Genomic DNA, 14,689 nt, shown 5'->3' with positions numbered 1-14,689 from the left:
GTCCGGGCCGCAGCACTCAAATTCATCATAAGCCATGCGGCTTATGGCTGTTGTTGCTGCGACTCACCCTGCTTGTCGAACTTGTTCCGGTCGCCGAGCTTAATCTTCAATTCCATCTCTTTGCCGTTGCGGATTACCTGCATCGTAACGGCATCGTTAACCTTCTTCTGCTGTATCGCTTCGATCAATTCCTCTTTGGTCGCGTACTTTGTGCTATCCATACCTACAATAATATCATAGGCGCGCAAATCCGCCTCATAGGCTGGCGATCCGAACACTACATTGAGCACGAGCGACCCATCCACATTTTTGATGCCCATTTCCTGCGCAATGTCACTGGTCATCGTCTGCAGCGTAGCGCCAATGAACGGAATTGGATCCTGCGCTATTTCACGGTTCGCCTTCAGATCGTCCACAACCTTCTTGATCACATTCGAGGAGATTGCGAATCCGATGCCTTGCGACTGCTTGCTTACCGCGACGTTCATGCCGATGACTTCGCCCTTCATGTTCAAGAGCGGTCCGCCCGAGTTGCCGGGATTGATCGATGCGTCCGTCTGCAGCAAATGCTCGTATTCACGGGTGCTTCCGTTATCATCGACGTTGATCGAGCGCTCGCGGGCGCTGAGCACACCGGTCGTAACCGTATGGTCGAAGCCGGACGGGTTGCCGATTGCGACGACCTGCTCCCCGACTTCCGCCGCATCGGAATCGCCCAGAGTTACCGTTGGAAAATCGCCTTCGCCGTCAATCTTGATAACCGCTAAGTCCAGAACCTCGCTCTGGCCGAGCAGCGTCCCTTTGAGCGGCTTCTTATAGCCTTCCACCGTAACCTGGATGACTTCCGCCCCGGAGATCACGTGCTGATTCGTCAAAATATAACCCGACTTATCGAAAATGAAGCCGGTTCCGATGCCAAGCGGCTGCAACTGCTGGCTCTGACTTGAGCTGTTATTCCCGCTGCCGCCGAAGAACTGGCTGAAGAACGGATCGTTCATCCAAGGGTTGTTGCCATAGCCGTTCTGTGTGCTCACGCGGGCCAACGTCTCGATTTTGACCACCGCCGGACTCGTCTTCTTCACCACATCCGCCACGCTGCTAGCGCCGTTCGGGAACGGAGTCGGCGTCCCGTTGGTCACGACCGCGCTCTCAGACGTTCTGGCCGCGCTCGCCTGTTCCTGTCTTCCCGTGAACAGATTGGTGGTGTCTGCGGCATACATCAAGCCGGTGATGACCAGCATCCCTGCCAGGAAGGAAGCGAACATCGCGCGGACAGAGGTGCCCCGCTTGTGCTTCGGCTCCTTGAACTGCCAATTGCCCTGCTGCGGCTGGGGAGGCATGCCACCTCCGCCGCCTTCGGATCGGAAGCCGTTGCCGGCTCCTTGACCGGTCGCTCTGGAGAATGGCGTCGGCTTGATGGGAGCAGGGGGCGTAACCTCTACTTCACTCACCTTTCCGGATGTCTCCGTTGTTGTGCTGCCCTCGGAATGTTTGCCGGACTGATAAGGGCCGTAAGCGAAATAATAAGCGCCGCCATCCTCCGGCTTATGCGCCTTGGCATCGCCCGCCTGCGGGCCGTCTTGCGCACTTCGAGTCTCATCCGATGCTGTTGTATAAGAATCCGAATCGGAGTCGGATGCAAAAAATAATTCGCGGCGTTGTTCGTCCATAATTGTTACCTCCCAAGTAAGCTGATGTTCACTCGTATCAACAAGCGTTCAATGGTGTGAATAATATATTTATATATTGTACCATCAACCTTAAGCTCAGCTTAAAAAGATTATAAAACCCAATAAAAAGATAATCCTTCGGAGGCAACCCGCTGCAGGCCCGAAGCGGGAGCGCTGGCCGGATACGCAAAAAACAGGCCCATGGACCTGTTTTACGATCTTATTGTGGACGAGGTCAGTTGCTTTTAACCCAACCTTTGCGGTGTGCATGGACGGCAAGCTGCGTCCGATCCTGCACCTCGCATTTCATAAGCAGATTGGACACATGCGTCTTCACCGTCTTGATGCTGATGTGAAGCTCTTCGGCGATGTCCTTGTTCGTCTTCCCGTCGGCGATAAGCAGCAGTACTTCCCGCTCCCGCTCGGTCAACGCCTCATCATCCGACTGCGATGCCTGTTTGCGCAAGCCGCGGGTCAGTGCCTGCGATACCTCTCCGCTCATCACCGGCATGCCGCGCAAAGCGCCGCGAAGCGCATAGACCAGCTCCTCGGCGGATACGGTCTTCAACACATAACTGATTGCCCCGGCCTGAATCGCTTCGAATACTTGATTATCCTCCATGAAGCTCGTCAGCATAACGATCTTCAAATCCGGGTAGCGGCGCGTCAATTCCCGCGTCGCCTCGACGCCGTTCATGTCCGGCATCATCTGATCCATCAGGATGAGATCAGGTAGCCGCTCTCCCCGCTCCGCCCGGGCCGAGATCGATTGGATCGCTTCAAGCCCGCTTCCGGCTTCCCCGATGACTTCAATATCCGGATCCAGCATCAAGTATGTCTTCAATTCCATTCGGACCATCTCATGGTCATCCACAAGAAATACCGTCATTACCGTCTGTACCATTATGAAATCCCTCCGTCTTCGTCCTGCTCTTCCTGCTCGGGGCCGCTTCCCGCCTTCAATCCGGTACCTGACGAGGCTGTCTCCTCCTCTTCCTCTTGTTCGCGAAATAACGGGATATGAACGCGAATCGTCGTTCCCGCGCCGGGCTGGCTGATAACGTCCAGATTGCCGCCCAGCTTGTCTATCCGTTCCTTCATCGTCGTTAGCCCGTAGCTTCCGGTCTTATAGGCCGCACCATGCAGATCGAAGCCCTGTCCGTCATCTGCGATGGCCAATATGAGCTGCGCCGGCGTCGTGTGCATCGTAAGCGTAACCTGCGTCGCCCGTGCATGCTTCACGACATTGGCCATCGCCTCCTGAATCATCAGGAAGCTCTGGTGCTCGATCGCCTCGGACAGCTTGATGTTCATGTCAATATCGAACTTGCCTTGAATGCCGTTCTGCCGGCAGTAGTCGGGGAACCAGTGATCGAGCGCCTCCTGCAGCGTGCGTCCATCCAGTTCCAATGGTCGGAGCTGGGCAATCAGGCTGCGCATTTGCCGTTGGGCGATATGCGACATCTCGATCAATTGGTTGACTACCATTTCTGCCCGCTTCCTATCCCGTTCCATCACTTTGGACAGGGAGGAAGAGGCCATATGCAGCGCAAACAGTTGCTGGCTGACCGTATCATGCAGATCTCTGGCCAGCCTGCGGCGCTCTTCCAGCACAACCGCCTCGCATTCCTTCTCCCGATCCATCACCTGCCGCTCCGACATCTTCTGCAGCAAGCGAAGCTTCTTCTCCATCACGTCGACCATCCTATTGAAGTCTTCATAGAGTTGATCGAAGGATGCCTCGTCGCCGAGCGGAATCCGCTCCGACCAATTTCCCTTGATCACCTGCATCATGCTCAGATGCAGCACGTCGAGGCGGCGCTGCAGCCGGACGCCGGCGACATAGCCCATAATGAGCGACACAACGATGACCGTGCTGATGCCGAACAGCCACCAGTTCATGCCGTGGTACCATGCGCCGCCGTATACAATGCCAATCCAGAAGACGCTCATAATAAGGCCGCCTGAGATAAGGAAGGTAAGGAGAAGCTCCCATTTGACGCTCCGGGAGCGGCGAACCCAATTCATCAGCATCCGTTATCCTACCTTTGTCACCTTCACATCACCGATGAACGTGCTGACGACGATGCGAATTTTTTTGCCAGCCTCATAGAAATAAGGAGTCTCCATCTGAACGCTGCTCATCACCCCGTCCTTCTTCTGATCGAATATTTTGACATCGCCCAGGAAGGAGCTCGACGTTACGCTAACTCCCAAATCCATATCGTTCGGAACGAATACCTTCACGTCTCCGATGAAGGATGAGACCGTAATCTTCGTCTCTCCGTAAGGAACCTGCGCCTTCGTCAAGTCAATGAACGTATCGCCGATAAAATGAGAAAGATTAGTTGGCTTCAACTCCCAATAATCGCTGCCCAGATGAGTATCGCCGATGAACGCCGATTTGTGAAGCGTATCCCGCTTCGGACTGCCTGCCATTCCTCCCATCGGAGGCCGCGGTGGAACCGATCCGGCGAAGGAGCCCGGCTGGCTATGGAAATCATTGCGCTTCGGCTCCTTTTTTGTATAGTTCGTGCCGAATTGCTCATCGAACTTGCTGTCGAAATCATAGTCCGTCGGCGTCGGCGGCGGAGCCTGCGTTTGGGCGTCGTATCCCCAATCGTCCTCCTTCCACTCCTTCCGGCGATAACGTTTCCGGTCCGGCCGCGGATCATCCCGCTTCTTGAACAGCATCCATACTCCGCCCACAATAAGAGCAAGTGGGAACAGCATTTTGAAGAAATCGCCCGGCGACATATAGATGTACCCCAGATTCGACAGCAGGAAGTAGCCGCCGACACCAAGCAGAATGACTCCCCAGAATGCGCCATGCAGGAGCGAATTCAATCCAATAAGGATCAAAATGGCTGGCCAGAAGGTGCGGAACAACTCCCCGATATTCATATCGATGTAGCCTAGCTCGCTAAGCATAAAGAAAGCACCAAGTGCGATGAGCACCAGACCGCCGAACCATCGTCCCCGATGATGTTGCATGTTTCATCCCTCGCTTCTGTCCAAATACGGCTCAGGCTCAAGCCGCTTCATGTATCTCTAGTGTAAATGATGACTCGTCCGGGTGCCAGCGGCGTAAGGTTGAAATCCGCCTCGGTCTCCAGACCGAGGCGGAAGAAGCTGATTCCAGCCTCTCGGGGTCGCAGCCTTCACTCTACCAACAGGCATAGCCGGAGGCGATTAGAGTCAATCTGGTTATTACCAATGGGATTGACAATGGTATGCTGTTTGTATATGATGTGTATTTAATACATGCACAGTTGGTATTGATGGAGGTCCCATGAAAATTATTATTTCCAACGTATCCGATCCGCCGATTTATCAGCAAATCAAGGACCAGATCAAGGATGCCATCCTGTACGGGGAGCTGAAGGAGGGCGAATTACTCCCATCCATTCGGGCGCTGGCCAACGATCTGCATGTGAGCGTGCTGACGACGCGGAGAGTGTATGATGAACTCGAATCCGAAGGATTTATTACAACAAGGCCCGGCAAAGGCTCCTTTGTCGCGAAGGAGAACCTCGAGCTATTGCTGGAATCGAAGCGACATATGGTTGAAGTCAAACTGACAGAAGCATGGATAACCGCTCGTGCGCTCGGGATCAGCAAGGAAGAACTCGTGGCCATGATGGAGATACTTTTCGAGGAGGAAGACCAATGAATTCGATTCTGGATGTCACAGGGCTTCACAAGCAAGTAAGCCCTGATCTTTCCCTACCGTCTGCCGCACAAGCTTGGCTTCCCGTACTGCTCGGGTTGTTGATTGGATGGATGTCGATGCGCCTGTCTGTAGCAATCTATTCGAGACAAAGCCTGTAATCGTGAAACCGGCGCTTGGAAGAAATCGATATGCCGTTTAGGTGCCGGCTTGGATGCCTCAGCAGATTGCACTAGATGCAAAAAAGACCGCCTCATTCGGCGGTCACTTCATCTTTTTATCATCGGAGGACGATCTAGTAGCCCTCCATGGCAGCGGAATGGTTACAGTTGTTCCGGTTATCTTTTGGAGACACGGTTCGCTTGTGGATTGTTCAGAGCGCTTGCAGCACCTTCCGATTCTACTCCAAATTCAGTATCCGCAACGGTGTTTCTTGCGGCTCCCGTATCTGCAGCCGTGTTTTCTGCCGCAAATTCAGCGTCAACATATTTCGAGTTCGCCGGGGACATTCTGTTCGCTTTGTTGTTTTTCATCGCATTTCACCTCCTAAAGTGTTCGCCATCGTTGGCAAGCGTGTCAAGGAAACATCGTTTCCCACAACAAGTAGTATGCGATGGTCCGCTCCGCTTTATTCACTTGGCAGGCTACTGCAGCAATTTAGGAATCGAGCCAGTTTTGAAGACGGCTTTATTCAGTTCATTCAGCATCTCCTCCGACACCTTGCCGTTGCCTTTCTGAATGAGTTGAACTTCCACTTCTTTCTTGCCCCACTGATTATATACCTGCTTTGTTGTGTGAAAATACAAATCGATTTTATTTCCCTTGATTTTCGAACCGACATCCGTTACAATGCCGTAGCCGTAGCCAGGGATATATAATATGCTGCCTAGGGGGAAGACGGACAGATCAGCGGCGATCGTGGATACGTAATCTCTTCGAACCTTTACCCCGGAGTAGGTGATCCCGTATTCCGGATGGCCCGGTTTTTTTCCAGTCGACTCTACCCCTGCCGTATAGCCCGTGGCGATGACCTTTACGCTCTTGATTACCTGCTGCTTACCCGGCGCCAGGTTGATGTCGGAATACGACATTGAGGAAGTTGGAACCGACTTGCTCGGCTCCTTCGAAGCCGAACCGTTCACCAGCGATAGAATAGCCGCATCTCGCTCCCACGTCTCCTTAAGAACGGCTGAGCCTCCCTGTGCAGGTGCAGACACGGACAATCCTTCCCGCTTGATGGTGGCAGACATCGACCCTTGCGCCATCATCTCCACATAGCAGAACGGATAAACATCCGCCTCTGTTCGATCCGGCGCTAAGGCAATGGCCAGTACGCATAGCATAAGAAGAGCTGTTAGCCTTCGCCGCGAACACTTGCCGCCCACACCATCCGACTGCATCATCAGATGTTGTCGCCGATTTCGTTCCTTTTTCATTTCTGTCAACATATGGTTGCCCCTCCCTTAGTGGGAAGGGTGTCCATGGATGGTTTATTTTATGCAAAATCGGTAAAAAACCTTTCGCCCATTCGCAAGGAAGAGATTCTTTCAACATCAGCAACAGCACTCTACTTATGCTCCAATCGGGCAGGTTCAGCGGGTAATGGGCCGATAACATCCAGGATGACGTCAGCCTTATGAATGTGGACACTCAGCACCAGCCCGATCGACACCATATTCTCCAATAAAGAGCTGCCGCCGTAGCTGATGAACGGCAGCGACAGGCCGGTTAACGGAACCAAGCCGATGTGCATGCCGATATTGACGAAGATTTGAAAGACCAGCATCCCGGCAATTCCGATAACGAGATAGGAGCCTGCCAGGTCGGGGCTCGCGCGCGCGATGAGCGCCATGCGGCAGATAAGAAGAAAATAAAGCAGCAGCACCATTTAGGAGGATACGGCGCCAAGGAGAAGGGTATAATCGAACACCGCGACAAGCAGAGTCGGAATGGTGAACACGGCGAACAAGACAACGTTGTTCACATATAAGCCGTCCAGGTTGGTGCCGGAAGTAGCCCCGTGCACGGCTATCGTCCCAAACCCGCCACGCAAAAGGCGGTAATGGCGACCAGTCCGGCCAGCGTGCTGCCCGCATTGAAGCCGAACCATCCGATCTCCCTTGCCGGCAAATTAAATGTAACGTAAACACTTTGCTTCTTATGTCAGGCTGATAGTAAAATACCGCAGGGGAATACATCCCCTGCGGTGTAGAATATCGATTTCTATTATTGCTGAAAAATTTGGGAAATCGGATTCTCGGTAACCTTCTCCTTATAGATCGTGCCGTCTGGATTAAATACGTTATACTGGTAGAAATTCTGCGTCGGGAATAAGGTGCTGAAGCCAGCCAATGGCAAAAATGCCTCTGCCGCCTTGTCATTGATATGATCATCGGTCCAGAAATAATGCACCACAAGCCGGTTCTTGTTATACGGATGAACGGTGCCGTAAGCGCCATAGAGCCCACGCTTGCCCATCACTTCCTTCCATGTGAAACCGGATTGTGCCGATTTCTCCACGAGTTGAGGCTTCATCGCTTGCACGAAGGCGTTCTTCGACGAATTGCCGATCGCGATAACATTGCTCTTCGCCAGCGTCGTCTCCATATTTTTCTTAATCGCCTGCCGCTCCGTCAACACCGTAGCCTTCAATCCCCACGAATCCAGCATATTAAGGAGGCTGTCCTTCACGATCTCCTGCTGCGCCGCGGCTTCCGGGCTTACGGAATCGCTCAGCACGATGGCCAGCGGCTCGCCCTGCAGCGTCTTGTCCATGATGCGGAGCATCGATTGTTGCGGAAGATCTGGATGTTGGCCCAGGATGGCGTCGTATATTTGAGTCATCGTCGTCCGGCCGAAGTTCGCTTTCTCCGCTTCGGTCATCCGGAATTCAGCCTTGAGCTCATAATTCGGCTTGTTCAGATTCTCATCCATCCGCTGGCGAATCTCGGTCCCGAACTGCTCCTCTATCGTCTGCAGCAGCCCTTCGACTGTCGCGTTCCGGTAAGCGTAGCGATCATAATATGCCTTCATGAACGCATCGAATTTGGCTTGTCCCACCGTACGGTACAGTTCGTATATAGCCTGGCGGCCTTTTTTGTAAAATACGGCATCTGGAGCGTCGCCCACATTGTCATTCGTGGAGTTGATCGTTGCTTCCAGTGAATATTCATCCATCCGTACGCCGTCGAAGCCGCTTATCTTATTGCCCTGCGCTTCATAGAAATAGGCCATGGCGAAGTCGGCAAAGCCTTCATCAAGGAACGATTCATGCTCCGAATCATTGCCGATGATGGAATGGAACCATTGATGCGCAATCTCGTGCACGAAGGCCGTATTATTCTCCGGATCGTCCTGCGGACGAACCAGCCCCATTTGGATAAGTCTTGAGAATTCGACGGCATAGCCCTGGACATGGGATTCCACAATGCGGAATTCCGGATAGTCGTAAGGTCCGAACTTCTTGCTGAAGAAGCTGATCGCCTTGAACGCCTGATCGATATATTGATGAATAACGTCCGTCTTTTTCGCATCATTGTCGTCATTGTAATAATAATATTCCACCGTTAAGCCGTTTACCGTTTTGCTCGCCTTATGGTACTTCGGGCTAGCGAAGAATACGAACTCCCGGGTATTGTTGGCCTGGGCCGTGACCGTTTTGCGTCCGGCCTCTGCCGCCGATTCGGTCAGTTGGCCCGGCATCGCCACCTGCAGCTCTTCCGGGACATTCAAGCTGACGTGATAATCAGCTATATCGTAATAATCGGATTCGAACGTTTTGCTGTACGGCTTTTTCGCCCAAATATGCGTCTTCCCGTCATAGACCGACATGACCGGGAACCAATGCGCGCCATTTACAATGTCTTCGTAATAGGATAGTCGTTGCTCGCCGAACGGAATCTTCGTCTTGAATTCCAGCTCCAGCGTCACCGCTTCCCCTTCCTTCAATGTCTTCGCCAACGGAACCGTCAGCGCCTGATTCTCCTTCTGGTAGTCGAGCGTCTGTCCTGTGCTCGTATCCTTCACGCTGATTATGTCGATTCCACCGAGAAAGTCCTCCGGCTTCTTATCGGGATTATCCTTGGCGATCTGCTCATTGTTCCCGGCAAACATGGTCGGCTGGGTCTCCTTCGAGCGGTTCGCATCGGCGAACAAACGGAAGACGACATCATGAAGCGGGTCGGAAGACGTATTGCGGTACGTTACGGTCTGCTTGCCGGTAATCGTCATCTTCTCCGTGTCCAACTTCGCTTGAATATCATATTGAACCTGTGCAGCGACTTCCCGCTTCGCCTGTTCCGCTGTAGAAGCATGCTGTGCCAAGCCAGGCTTGGAATTCTCCTGGGCATAGGCGGTGCCTGTCCCGGCCAGAGGGACCGCCAGCATCGTGAAGGCCATCGCTGCCGCCAAGGTCGTATGCAGCCGTTGGCGTCCTGTTATTTTTATCAAAATCCCCACTCCTTGTCCTTACAGATAGGTCTTGCTGTTATTCCTATTGTAATGGAGGTGAGAAGCGGAATACCAGTGTTTTCCCTTATCGGAAACTTACAAACTTGCAACATAACCGCCGATCCTATCATTTTGTCCCCCCGATAATAGAAAGCTTAACGCAGTGAGACCCGGAACATCGAATCGAAGTCAGGCATCAGGCGGGCGCTCATCTTCTATTTGGTTTCAAGCCCGCTACGCCGCGTCATCGGCAGGGAGCCGGCGTGCCGCAACTGGGAAGCAGCCAAAAAAGACAGCGGAATTCCCTCCAGCAGCCCTCTATTCTCAACAAGGGTTTTTCTGATATATTGCCCTGGAGCAGGCTTTACGTATGCATTCATAGAAATAGAATCAGCAAAACCATCCACCTGCATCAGAAAAGTATAGGCCCCCATAGCAATGAGTTGGAATCTTAGATCCAGGTACTAAATTTACTACAATCCATTGCGCACCAGATTCAGTGGTAGACACTGTTTTAAAATTTTCATGTCTACCATTAATATTAGAAACGAAATGCGAGGTAATATATTTTGTTTCTGTGTATCCTCTAGTACCACCTGCTGCCAAATACTTAATCGAAAAGCTTAACCAACCAACTCCACGCGGTTTTGAAATTGTTTTTTTGTACGTCCCTTTCTTTTTTTCGTAGTAATTCCGGTTAGTAGGATATTGGTTAGAAATGAAAATAAAGAAATGAGGCGACATTATTAGGAGATAAAATATGGTGAATAAGAAACAATTAATTATCGGAGCTAAACCTATTATATGTATACTCACCTGTGCTTCATAACCATGTTGAAACTACTCGTATTGATAAGGAAGTTATCCAAAGCAGTGCTTTTCATTTCGCGAAATTAAGGAATACACTAGTATATTTACCTAGAATGGAAGGTCGAAATCATTTGGCATCTATAGCTTCCCCAGTTCATGATGTCATGCATTTAAGCGTTTCCATGATTCGTGTACATATAAATAATTTATTTATTAGATATCATGTTAAGTCCCGTTCAGAGCTTGTAGGACTATATTACAATTACCATTTGAATGAAGGGAACTATTTATCATAGTCATGTATGAACCTCGACACTGACATTGCCGTATCCGCTCAGGGCGAATCCAATAGACATACAGATCAACAGAAGACGCCTGTCAGCGGCAGGCGTCTTGCAATGACTTCACCGTATTGACCACTCGGCCCGCGAAGCTTCGGCTTCGTCCGCGTGCTGGCAGGCCATGCAGATTATTGTTCCTTCGGCTCCGCGATATGGCGCGTCCGGATCTCTTCCTGCATCAAGCCGATAAGTTCCGCGAGCGGCTTCATGCCCAGATCGCCTTCTCCGCGCTTGCGGACGGAGACGGCGCCTTCGTTCTTCTCATTCTCGCCGACGACGAGCATGTAAGGCATTTTCTCCAGCTGCGCTTCACGGATTTTGTAGCCGAGCTTCTCGTTCCGCACATCGGCTTCCGCGCGAATGCCCGCATCGAGCAGCTTCTCGGTCACTTCCTTGGCATACGCCTCATAGGTCGGCGATACCGGAAGCACCTTCGCCTGAACCGGCGCCAACCAGAGCGGCAGTGCGCCGGCGAAGTTCTCCAGTAGGAACGCCGTCATACGCTCCATCGTGCTGATAATGCCGCGGTGAATGACGACCGGGCGATGCTTCTGCCCGTCATCTCCGACATATTCCAGCTGGAAGCGCTCCGGCAGCAGGAAGTCCAGCTGCGCGGTGCCCAGCGTCTCTTCCCTGCCCAGCGCGGTCTTGATCTGCACGTCGACCTTCGGACCGTAGAAGGCGGCTTCCCCTTCGGCCTCGAAGAACGGAAGTCTCAGTTCTTCGACCACTTCGCGGAGCATACGCTGGGACATCTCCCACATCGCATCGTCCCGGAAATACTTCTCGGTATCCTGCGGATCCCGGTAGGACAAGCGGAAGCGGTACTCCTTGATGCCGAAGTCATCGTATACTTTGCGCAGCAGCGTAATGACGCGTGCGAACTCTTCCTTAATCTGATCCGGACGGCAGAAAATATGAGCATCGTTCAACGTCATCGCCCGCACGCGGTGGAGCCCCGTCAAGGCGCCGGACATCTCATACCGATGCATCATGCCGAGCTCCGCAATCCGGACCGGCAAGTCGCGGTAGCTGCGCATCTCGCTCTTGTACACCATCATGTGATGCGGGCAGTTCATCGGACGAAGCACGAGCTCCTCATTGTCCATCTCCATCTTCGGGAACATGTCTTCCTGGTAGTGCTCCCAGTGGCCCGACGTCTTGTATAGCTCGACGTTCGCCAACACCGGCGTATAGACGTGGCTGTAGCCGAGGCGCTCCTCCATGTCGACGATATAGCGCTCCATCGTGCGGCGCATTGTCGCCCCGTTCGGCAGCCAGATCGGCAGCCCCTGGCCAACTTCGCGGGAGAAGGTGAACATTTTCAGTTCCTTGCCCAGCTTGCGGTGATCCCGTTTTTTCGCTTCCTCCAGGAAATGCAAGTATTCGTCCAACTGTGCCTTCTTCGGGAAGGCGGTACCGTAAATCCGCTGCAGCATCTGGTTGTCCGAATTGCCACGCCAATAAGCGCCGGCAAGGCTGAGCAGCTTGAACACCTTGATCTTGCCGGTCGACGGCACATGCGGACCGCGGCACAGATCGAAGAACTCGCCCTGATCATAAATGGTGATCACCGAATCCTCCGGCAGATCGCGAATCAGATCCAGCTTCAGCTCGTCGCCCATCTCCCGATAGATCGCCAACGCCTCTTCCCGGGAGACAACGCGGCGCGTAATCGGCAGATTCTCCCCGATAATACGTGCCATTTCCTTCTCAATCTTCGGCAGATCTTCCGGCGTCAACGAAATATCGAGATCGATATCATAATAGAATCCGTCCTCGATAACCGGGCCGATGCCCAACTGCACATGCGCATCCTTGTATAGGCGCTTAATCGCCTGCGCCATCAGATGGGCGGTGCTATGACGCATCACCTCCAGCCCTTCCTCCGAATCCGCTGTCACAATCGCCACCTCGGCGTCATGCTCAATCGGCGTCGCCAGATCGACCATTTTGCCGGCCAACTTGCCGGCCAGTGCGTTTTTCTTCAAGCCGCTGCTGATGGAACCGGCGACTTCCTCCAATGTTGTGCCCTGCGCATACTCCCGTACGGCGCCGTCGGGCAGAGTTACTTTGACCATAGACATGATGTTGGACCTCCTCATTTCAGCTGTTGCGCTGTGAATGCGTATGCGCCACCTGTGCGGCCATTGCGAACCCGCGAATAACAAAAAACACCCGTCCCTAGCAAGGGACGAGTGTTCAAATACGCAGTTAACCCGTGGTTCCACCCTCATTCAACCGGAAGGCCTGCACTTTCGCATCACCGCATAACGGCTCCCTGCGATCGGTCTGTCCGGTTCTTGAGCATTCGGTAACGGGAATGACTCGTTAAGCGATACTGTCCGGCATTACCGCATGTTCGGCCTCCGGGGTTCCCGCCCAATGCTACGAAGGGGTCAATATGCGCGGCCACCGAAGGGACTTGCAGCCAAGGTCCCTCTCTCTGGGCGGTTCCGTCTCGCTATTGTTGTCTTCGTCACAGCATGTTGCATCGCGAATAGTATCGCATGTTTGATTATGCCATATTATATGGCATTTTCGGCAGAAGGTCAAGCAGGTGCCTGACGCGTCGTCCTCAAAAATCAGGCGCCGTCTCCTGCTTCTGCCAGAGTATCGCTTGACAGGCGTTGCAGCGGACACAGACATGAACCCGCGCTTCGAAAATTTGCTGAATCGTCTTGATGACCTGCGAATCCGGCTCTCGAGTATGAATGACGATATTTTGCGGAGAGACATGAATAAGCGTACTCACAATCATGTCCTCCATTTCCATATCGCAATCGACCATTTCCACGATCATGCCGTCCATGACATGCTTCGACTCAAACGGCTGCAGCTCCTCATTCAGCAAGGTAAAATCATGGCCTCCGCTATGCATCAAATGCGCCAGCGGCACCTTCGTTTCCTGAATATAGACAAAATATTTCAACAGTGCGATAAATTCCTGGTATTGCCGTTCAAGCACAAATTCACCCACGGCATAATCGACGACTTCCTGGAGCTCGGCCATATAAGGCTGCAGCCGGAAGCGGATAAACCCGTCCATCTGAAGGAAGGAATTCTCCTCCAAATAACTGCGGATGGCCCGCATCACCTTCTTTTTGCGGCGCCGCCGCGCTTCCTTGCCACCGGCAACCGTATCATCGCCGCCGCTCAATAGAAGCAGACAATAATCTTCGATTTTGACGCATTCCTCCGGCTCATAGCTCGTATCTTTTTGAATCAAGGAGCGCAGAAGCTGATCTTCTTTGGCAGACAGAATAAATTCGGCCAAGGCGCGGGCGCTTCGATTCCACACTTCAGCGCCATAGCGCGCTAATTGAAAATCAGGAAGCACTCCGCTGCATGCAATGGAGCTCATCTGTTCACCGAACGTGACATCCAATTGGATAACCGTCTGCTCTTTATGTAAATCACCCAGCTCCTGCTGCAGCAATTTGCTTAAAGACAAAACCTCTTCCCGTGACGCATTCGGGAGCGTTAACGTGAACAGTTCCATACGCCCACTCCTTTCTGTTCCTTATTCAGTATATGGGACTGAAGAAACAGATATACGAAGTGACTCCTGGAAATGAAGGCAAACCGGACAAGCGCTGGAGAGTTCGTCTGACAAGCTGATGGAATGTACGTCAGACAAGGTATCCTGTGAGGAGCAAAGCTCTACTGTGCCGCGACCCGTCAGAAAAGCTCGCTTGGCATGGCGAATTGAAGTATTGCGTTGCATGGCCATACGCACCACAACACGA

At 52.6% G+C, this 14,689-nt stretch carries 13 protein-coding genes and 1 pseudogene; 2 read left to right on the top strand and 12 right to left on the bottom strand.

Translation table 11 applies throughout. The features are described from left to right. Positions 1-41: 41 nt before the first annotated feature. The 4 genes from PPOP_RS10180 to liaF form a co-directional block, all read right to left on the bottom strand. Positions 42-1,670 (bottom strand): S1C family serine protease, encoded by a 1,629-nt coding sequence (locus PPOP_RS10180; RefSeq protein WP_006286224.1) that lies wholly within the window; start codon positions 1,668-1,670, stop codon positions 42-44. A 235-nt stretch (positions 1,671-1,905) separates the two neighbouring features. Beyond that, positions 1,906-2,574 (bottom strand): response regulator, encoded by a 669-nt coding sequence (locus tag PPOP_RS10175; RefSeq protein WP_006286223.1) that lies wholly within the window; start codon positions 2,572-2,574, stop codon positions 1,906-1,908. Further along, positions 2,574-3,704 (bottom strand): HAMP domain-containing sensor histidine kinase, encoded by a 1,131-nt coding sequence (locus PPOP_RS10170; protein WP_042228314.1) that lies wholly within the window; start codon positions 3,702-3,704, stop codon positions 2,574-2,576. The genes PPOP_RS10175 and PPOP_RS10170 overlap by 1 nt, the downstream gene beginning before the upstream one ends. Positions 3,705-3,707: 3 nt before the next feature. After that, positions 3,708-4,664, bottom strand: coding sequence for a cell wall-active antibiotics response protein LiaF (gene liaF, locus PPOP_RS10165; RefSeq protein ID WP_006286221.1), 957 nt, complete (start codon positions 4,662-4,664; stop codon positions 3,708-3,710). Between the two features lie 298 nt (positions 4,665-4,962). Here liaF and PPOP_RS10160 point away from each other — a divergent pair, with 298 nt between their 5' ends. Both PPOP_RS10160 and PPOP_RS20520 read left to right on the top strand, forming a co-directional pair. Continuing rightward, the gene (locus tag PPOP_RS10160; RefSeq protein WP_006286220.1) at positions 4,963-5,343 is read left to right on the top strand and encodes a GntR family transcriptional regulator; all 381 of its coding nucleotides are present in this window, start codon (positions 4,963-4,965) and stop codon (positions 5,341-5,343) included. Further along, a complete protein-coding gene (locus tag PPOP_RS20520) occupies positions 5,340-5,501 on the top strand; it encodes a hypothetical protein (protein ID WP_006286219.1) in 162 nt (53 codons plus the stop codon). The genes PPOP_RS10160 and PPOP_RS20520 overlap by 4 nt, the downstream gene beginning before the upstream one ends. A gap of 177 nt (positions 5,502-5,678) precedes the next feature. Here the strand turns inward: PPOP_RS20520 and PPOP_RS10155 are convergent, their stop codons facing one another. The 8 genes and pseudogenes from PPOP_RS10155 to ytxC all read right to left on the bottom strand — a co-directional run bounded on the left by PPOP_RS10155 (position 5,679) and on the right by ytxC (position 14,442). Next, positions 5,679-5,873, bottom strand: coding sequence for a hypothetical protein (locus PPOP_RS10155; RefSeq protein ID WP_006286218.1), 195 nt, complete (start codon positions 5,871-5,873; stop codon positions 5,679-5,681). Positions 5,874-5,984: 111 nt separating this feature from the next. Beyond that, the gene (locus PPOP_RS25325) at positions 5,985-6,683 is read right to left on the bottom strand and encodes a 3D domain-containing protein (protein WP_006286217.1); all 699 of its coding nucleotides are present in this window, start codon (positions 6,681-6,683) and stop codon (positions 5,985-5,987) included. A gap of 224 nt (positions 6,684-6,907) precedes the next feature. Continuing rightward, positions 6,908-7,228 (bottom strand): annotated as a pseudogene (locus PPOP_RS24190) (FtsW/RodA/SpoVE family cell cycle protein); the annotation flags it as partial. Continuing rightward, positions 7,229-7,450: a hypothetical protein gene (locus tag PPOP_RS24185; protein ID WP_006286215.1), complete on the bottom strand. Its 222-nt coding sequence runs from the start codon at positions 7,448-7,450 to the stop codon at positions 7,229-7,231. It abuts the pseudogene before it with no gap. A gap of 116 nt (positions 7,451-7,566) precedes the next feature. Continuing rightward, positions 7,567-9,789 carry a M1 family metallopeptidase gene (locus tag PPOP_RS10140; RefSeq protein ID WP_006286214.1) on the bottom strand — a complete coding sequence of 741 codons (2,223 nt, stop codon included), beginning with the start codon at positions 9,787-9,789 and terminating at the stop codon, positions 7,567-7,569. A 215-nt stretch (positions 9,790-10,004) separates the two neighbouring features. Next, positions 10,005-10,202, bottom strand: a complete 198-nt coding sequence (locus PPOP_RS10135; RefSeq protein WP_042228311.1) for a hypothetical protein — start codon at positions 10,200-10,202, stop codon at positions 10,005-10,007. A gap of 866 nt (positions 10,203-11,068) precedes the next feature. After that, entirely contained in the window at positions 11,069-13,027 is a 1,959-nt protein-coding gene (gene thrS, locus PPOP_RS10130) for a threonine--tRNA ligase (protein ID WP_006286211.1), read from the bottom strand. A gap of 491 nt (positions 13,028-13,518) precedes the next feature. Next, positions 13,519-14,442: a putative sporulation protein YtxC gene (ytxC, locus tag PPOP_RS10125; protein ID WP_006286210.1), complete on the bottom strand. Its 924-nt coding sequence runs from the start codon at positions 14,440-14,442 to the stop codon at positions 13,519-13,521. Between the last annotated feature and the right edge of the window lie 247 nt (positions 14,443-14,689).

It is taken from the genome of Paenibacillus popilliae ATCC 14706 (assembly GCF_000315235.1).
Taxonomy (GTDB): domain Bacteria; phylum Bacillota; class Bacilli; order Paenibacillales; family Paenibacillaceae; genus Paenibacillus_B; species Paenibacillus_B popilliae.
Note: the sequence above shows the minus strand (reverse complement) of the source record. Positions and strands in the feature narration are given on the sequence as shown.

Bases quoted from the DNA above. Each gene is read 5' to 3' on its own strand.
- PPOP_RS10180 (WP_006286224.1), bottom strand. From the start codon at position 1,670: ATGGACGAACAACGCCGCGAATTATTTTTTGCATCCGACTCCGATTCG.
- PPOP_RS10175 (WP_006286223.1), bottom strand. From the start codon at position 2,574: ATGGTACAGACGGTAATGACGGTATTTCTTGTGGATGACCATGAGATG.
- PPOP_RS10170 (WP_042228314.1), bottom strand. From the start codon at position 3,704: ATGCTGATGAATTGGGTTCGCCGCTCCCGGAGCGTCAAATGGGAGCTT.
- liaF (WP_006286221.1), bottom strand. From the start codon at position 4,664: ATGCAACATCATCGGGGACGATGGTTCGGCGGTCTGGTGCTCATCGCA.
- PPOP_RS10160 (WP_006286220.1), top strand. From the start codon at position 4,963: ATGAAAATTATTATTTCCAACGTATCCGATCCGCCGATTTATCAGCAA.
- PPOP_RS20520 (WP_006286219.1), top strand. From the start codon at position 5,340: ATGAATTCGATTCTGGATGTCACAGGGCTTCACAAGCAAGTAAGCCCT.
- PPOP_RS10155 (WP_006286218.1), bottom strand. From the start codon at position 5,873: ATGAAAAACAACAAAGCGAACAGAATGTCCCCGGCGAACTCGAAATAT.
- PPOP_RS25325 (WP_006286217.1), bottom strand. From the start codon at position 6,683: ATGCTATGCGTACTGGCCATTGCCTTAGCGCCGGATCGAACAGAGGCG.
- PPOP_RS24185 (WP_006286215.1), bottom strand. From the start codon at position 7,450: ATGGTTCGGCTTCAATGCGGGCAGCACGCTGGCCGGACTGGTCGCCAT.
- PPOP_RS10135 (WP_042228311.1), bottom strand. From the start codon at position 10,202: ATGCAGGTGGATGGTTTTGCTGATTCTATTTCTATGAATGCATACGTA.
- thrS (WP_006286211.1), bottom strand. From the start codon at position 13,027: ATGTCTATGGTCAAAGTAACTCTGCCCGACGGCGCCGTACGGGAGTAT.
- ytxC (WP_006286210.1), bottom strand. From the start codon at position 14,442: ATGGAACTGTTCACGTTAACGCTCCCGAATGCGTCACGGGAAGAGGTT.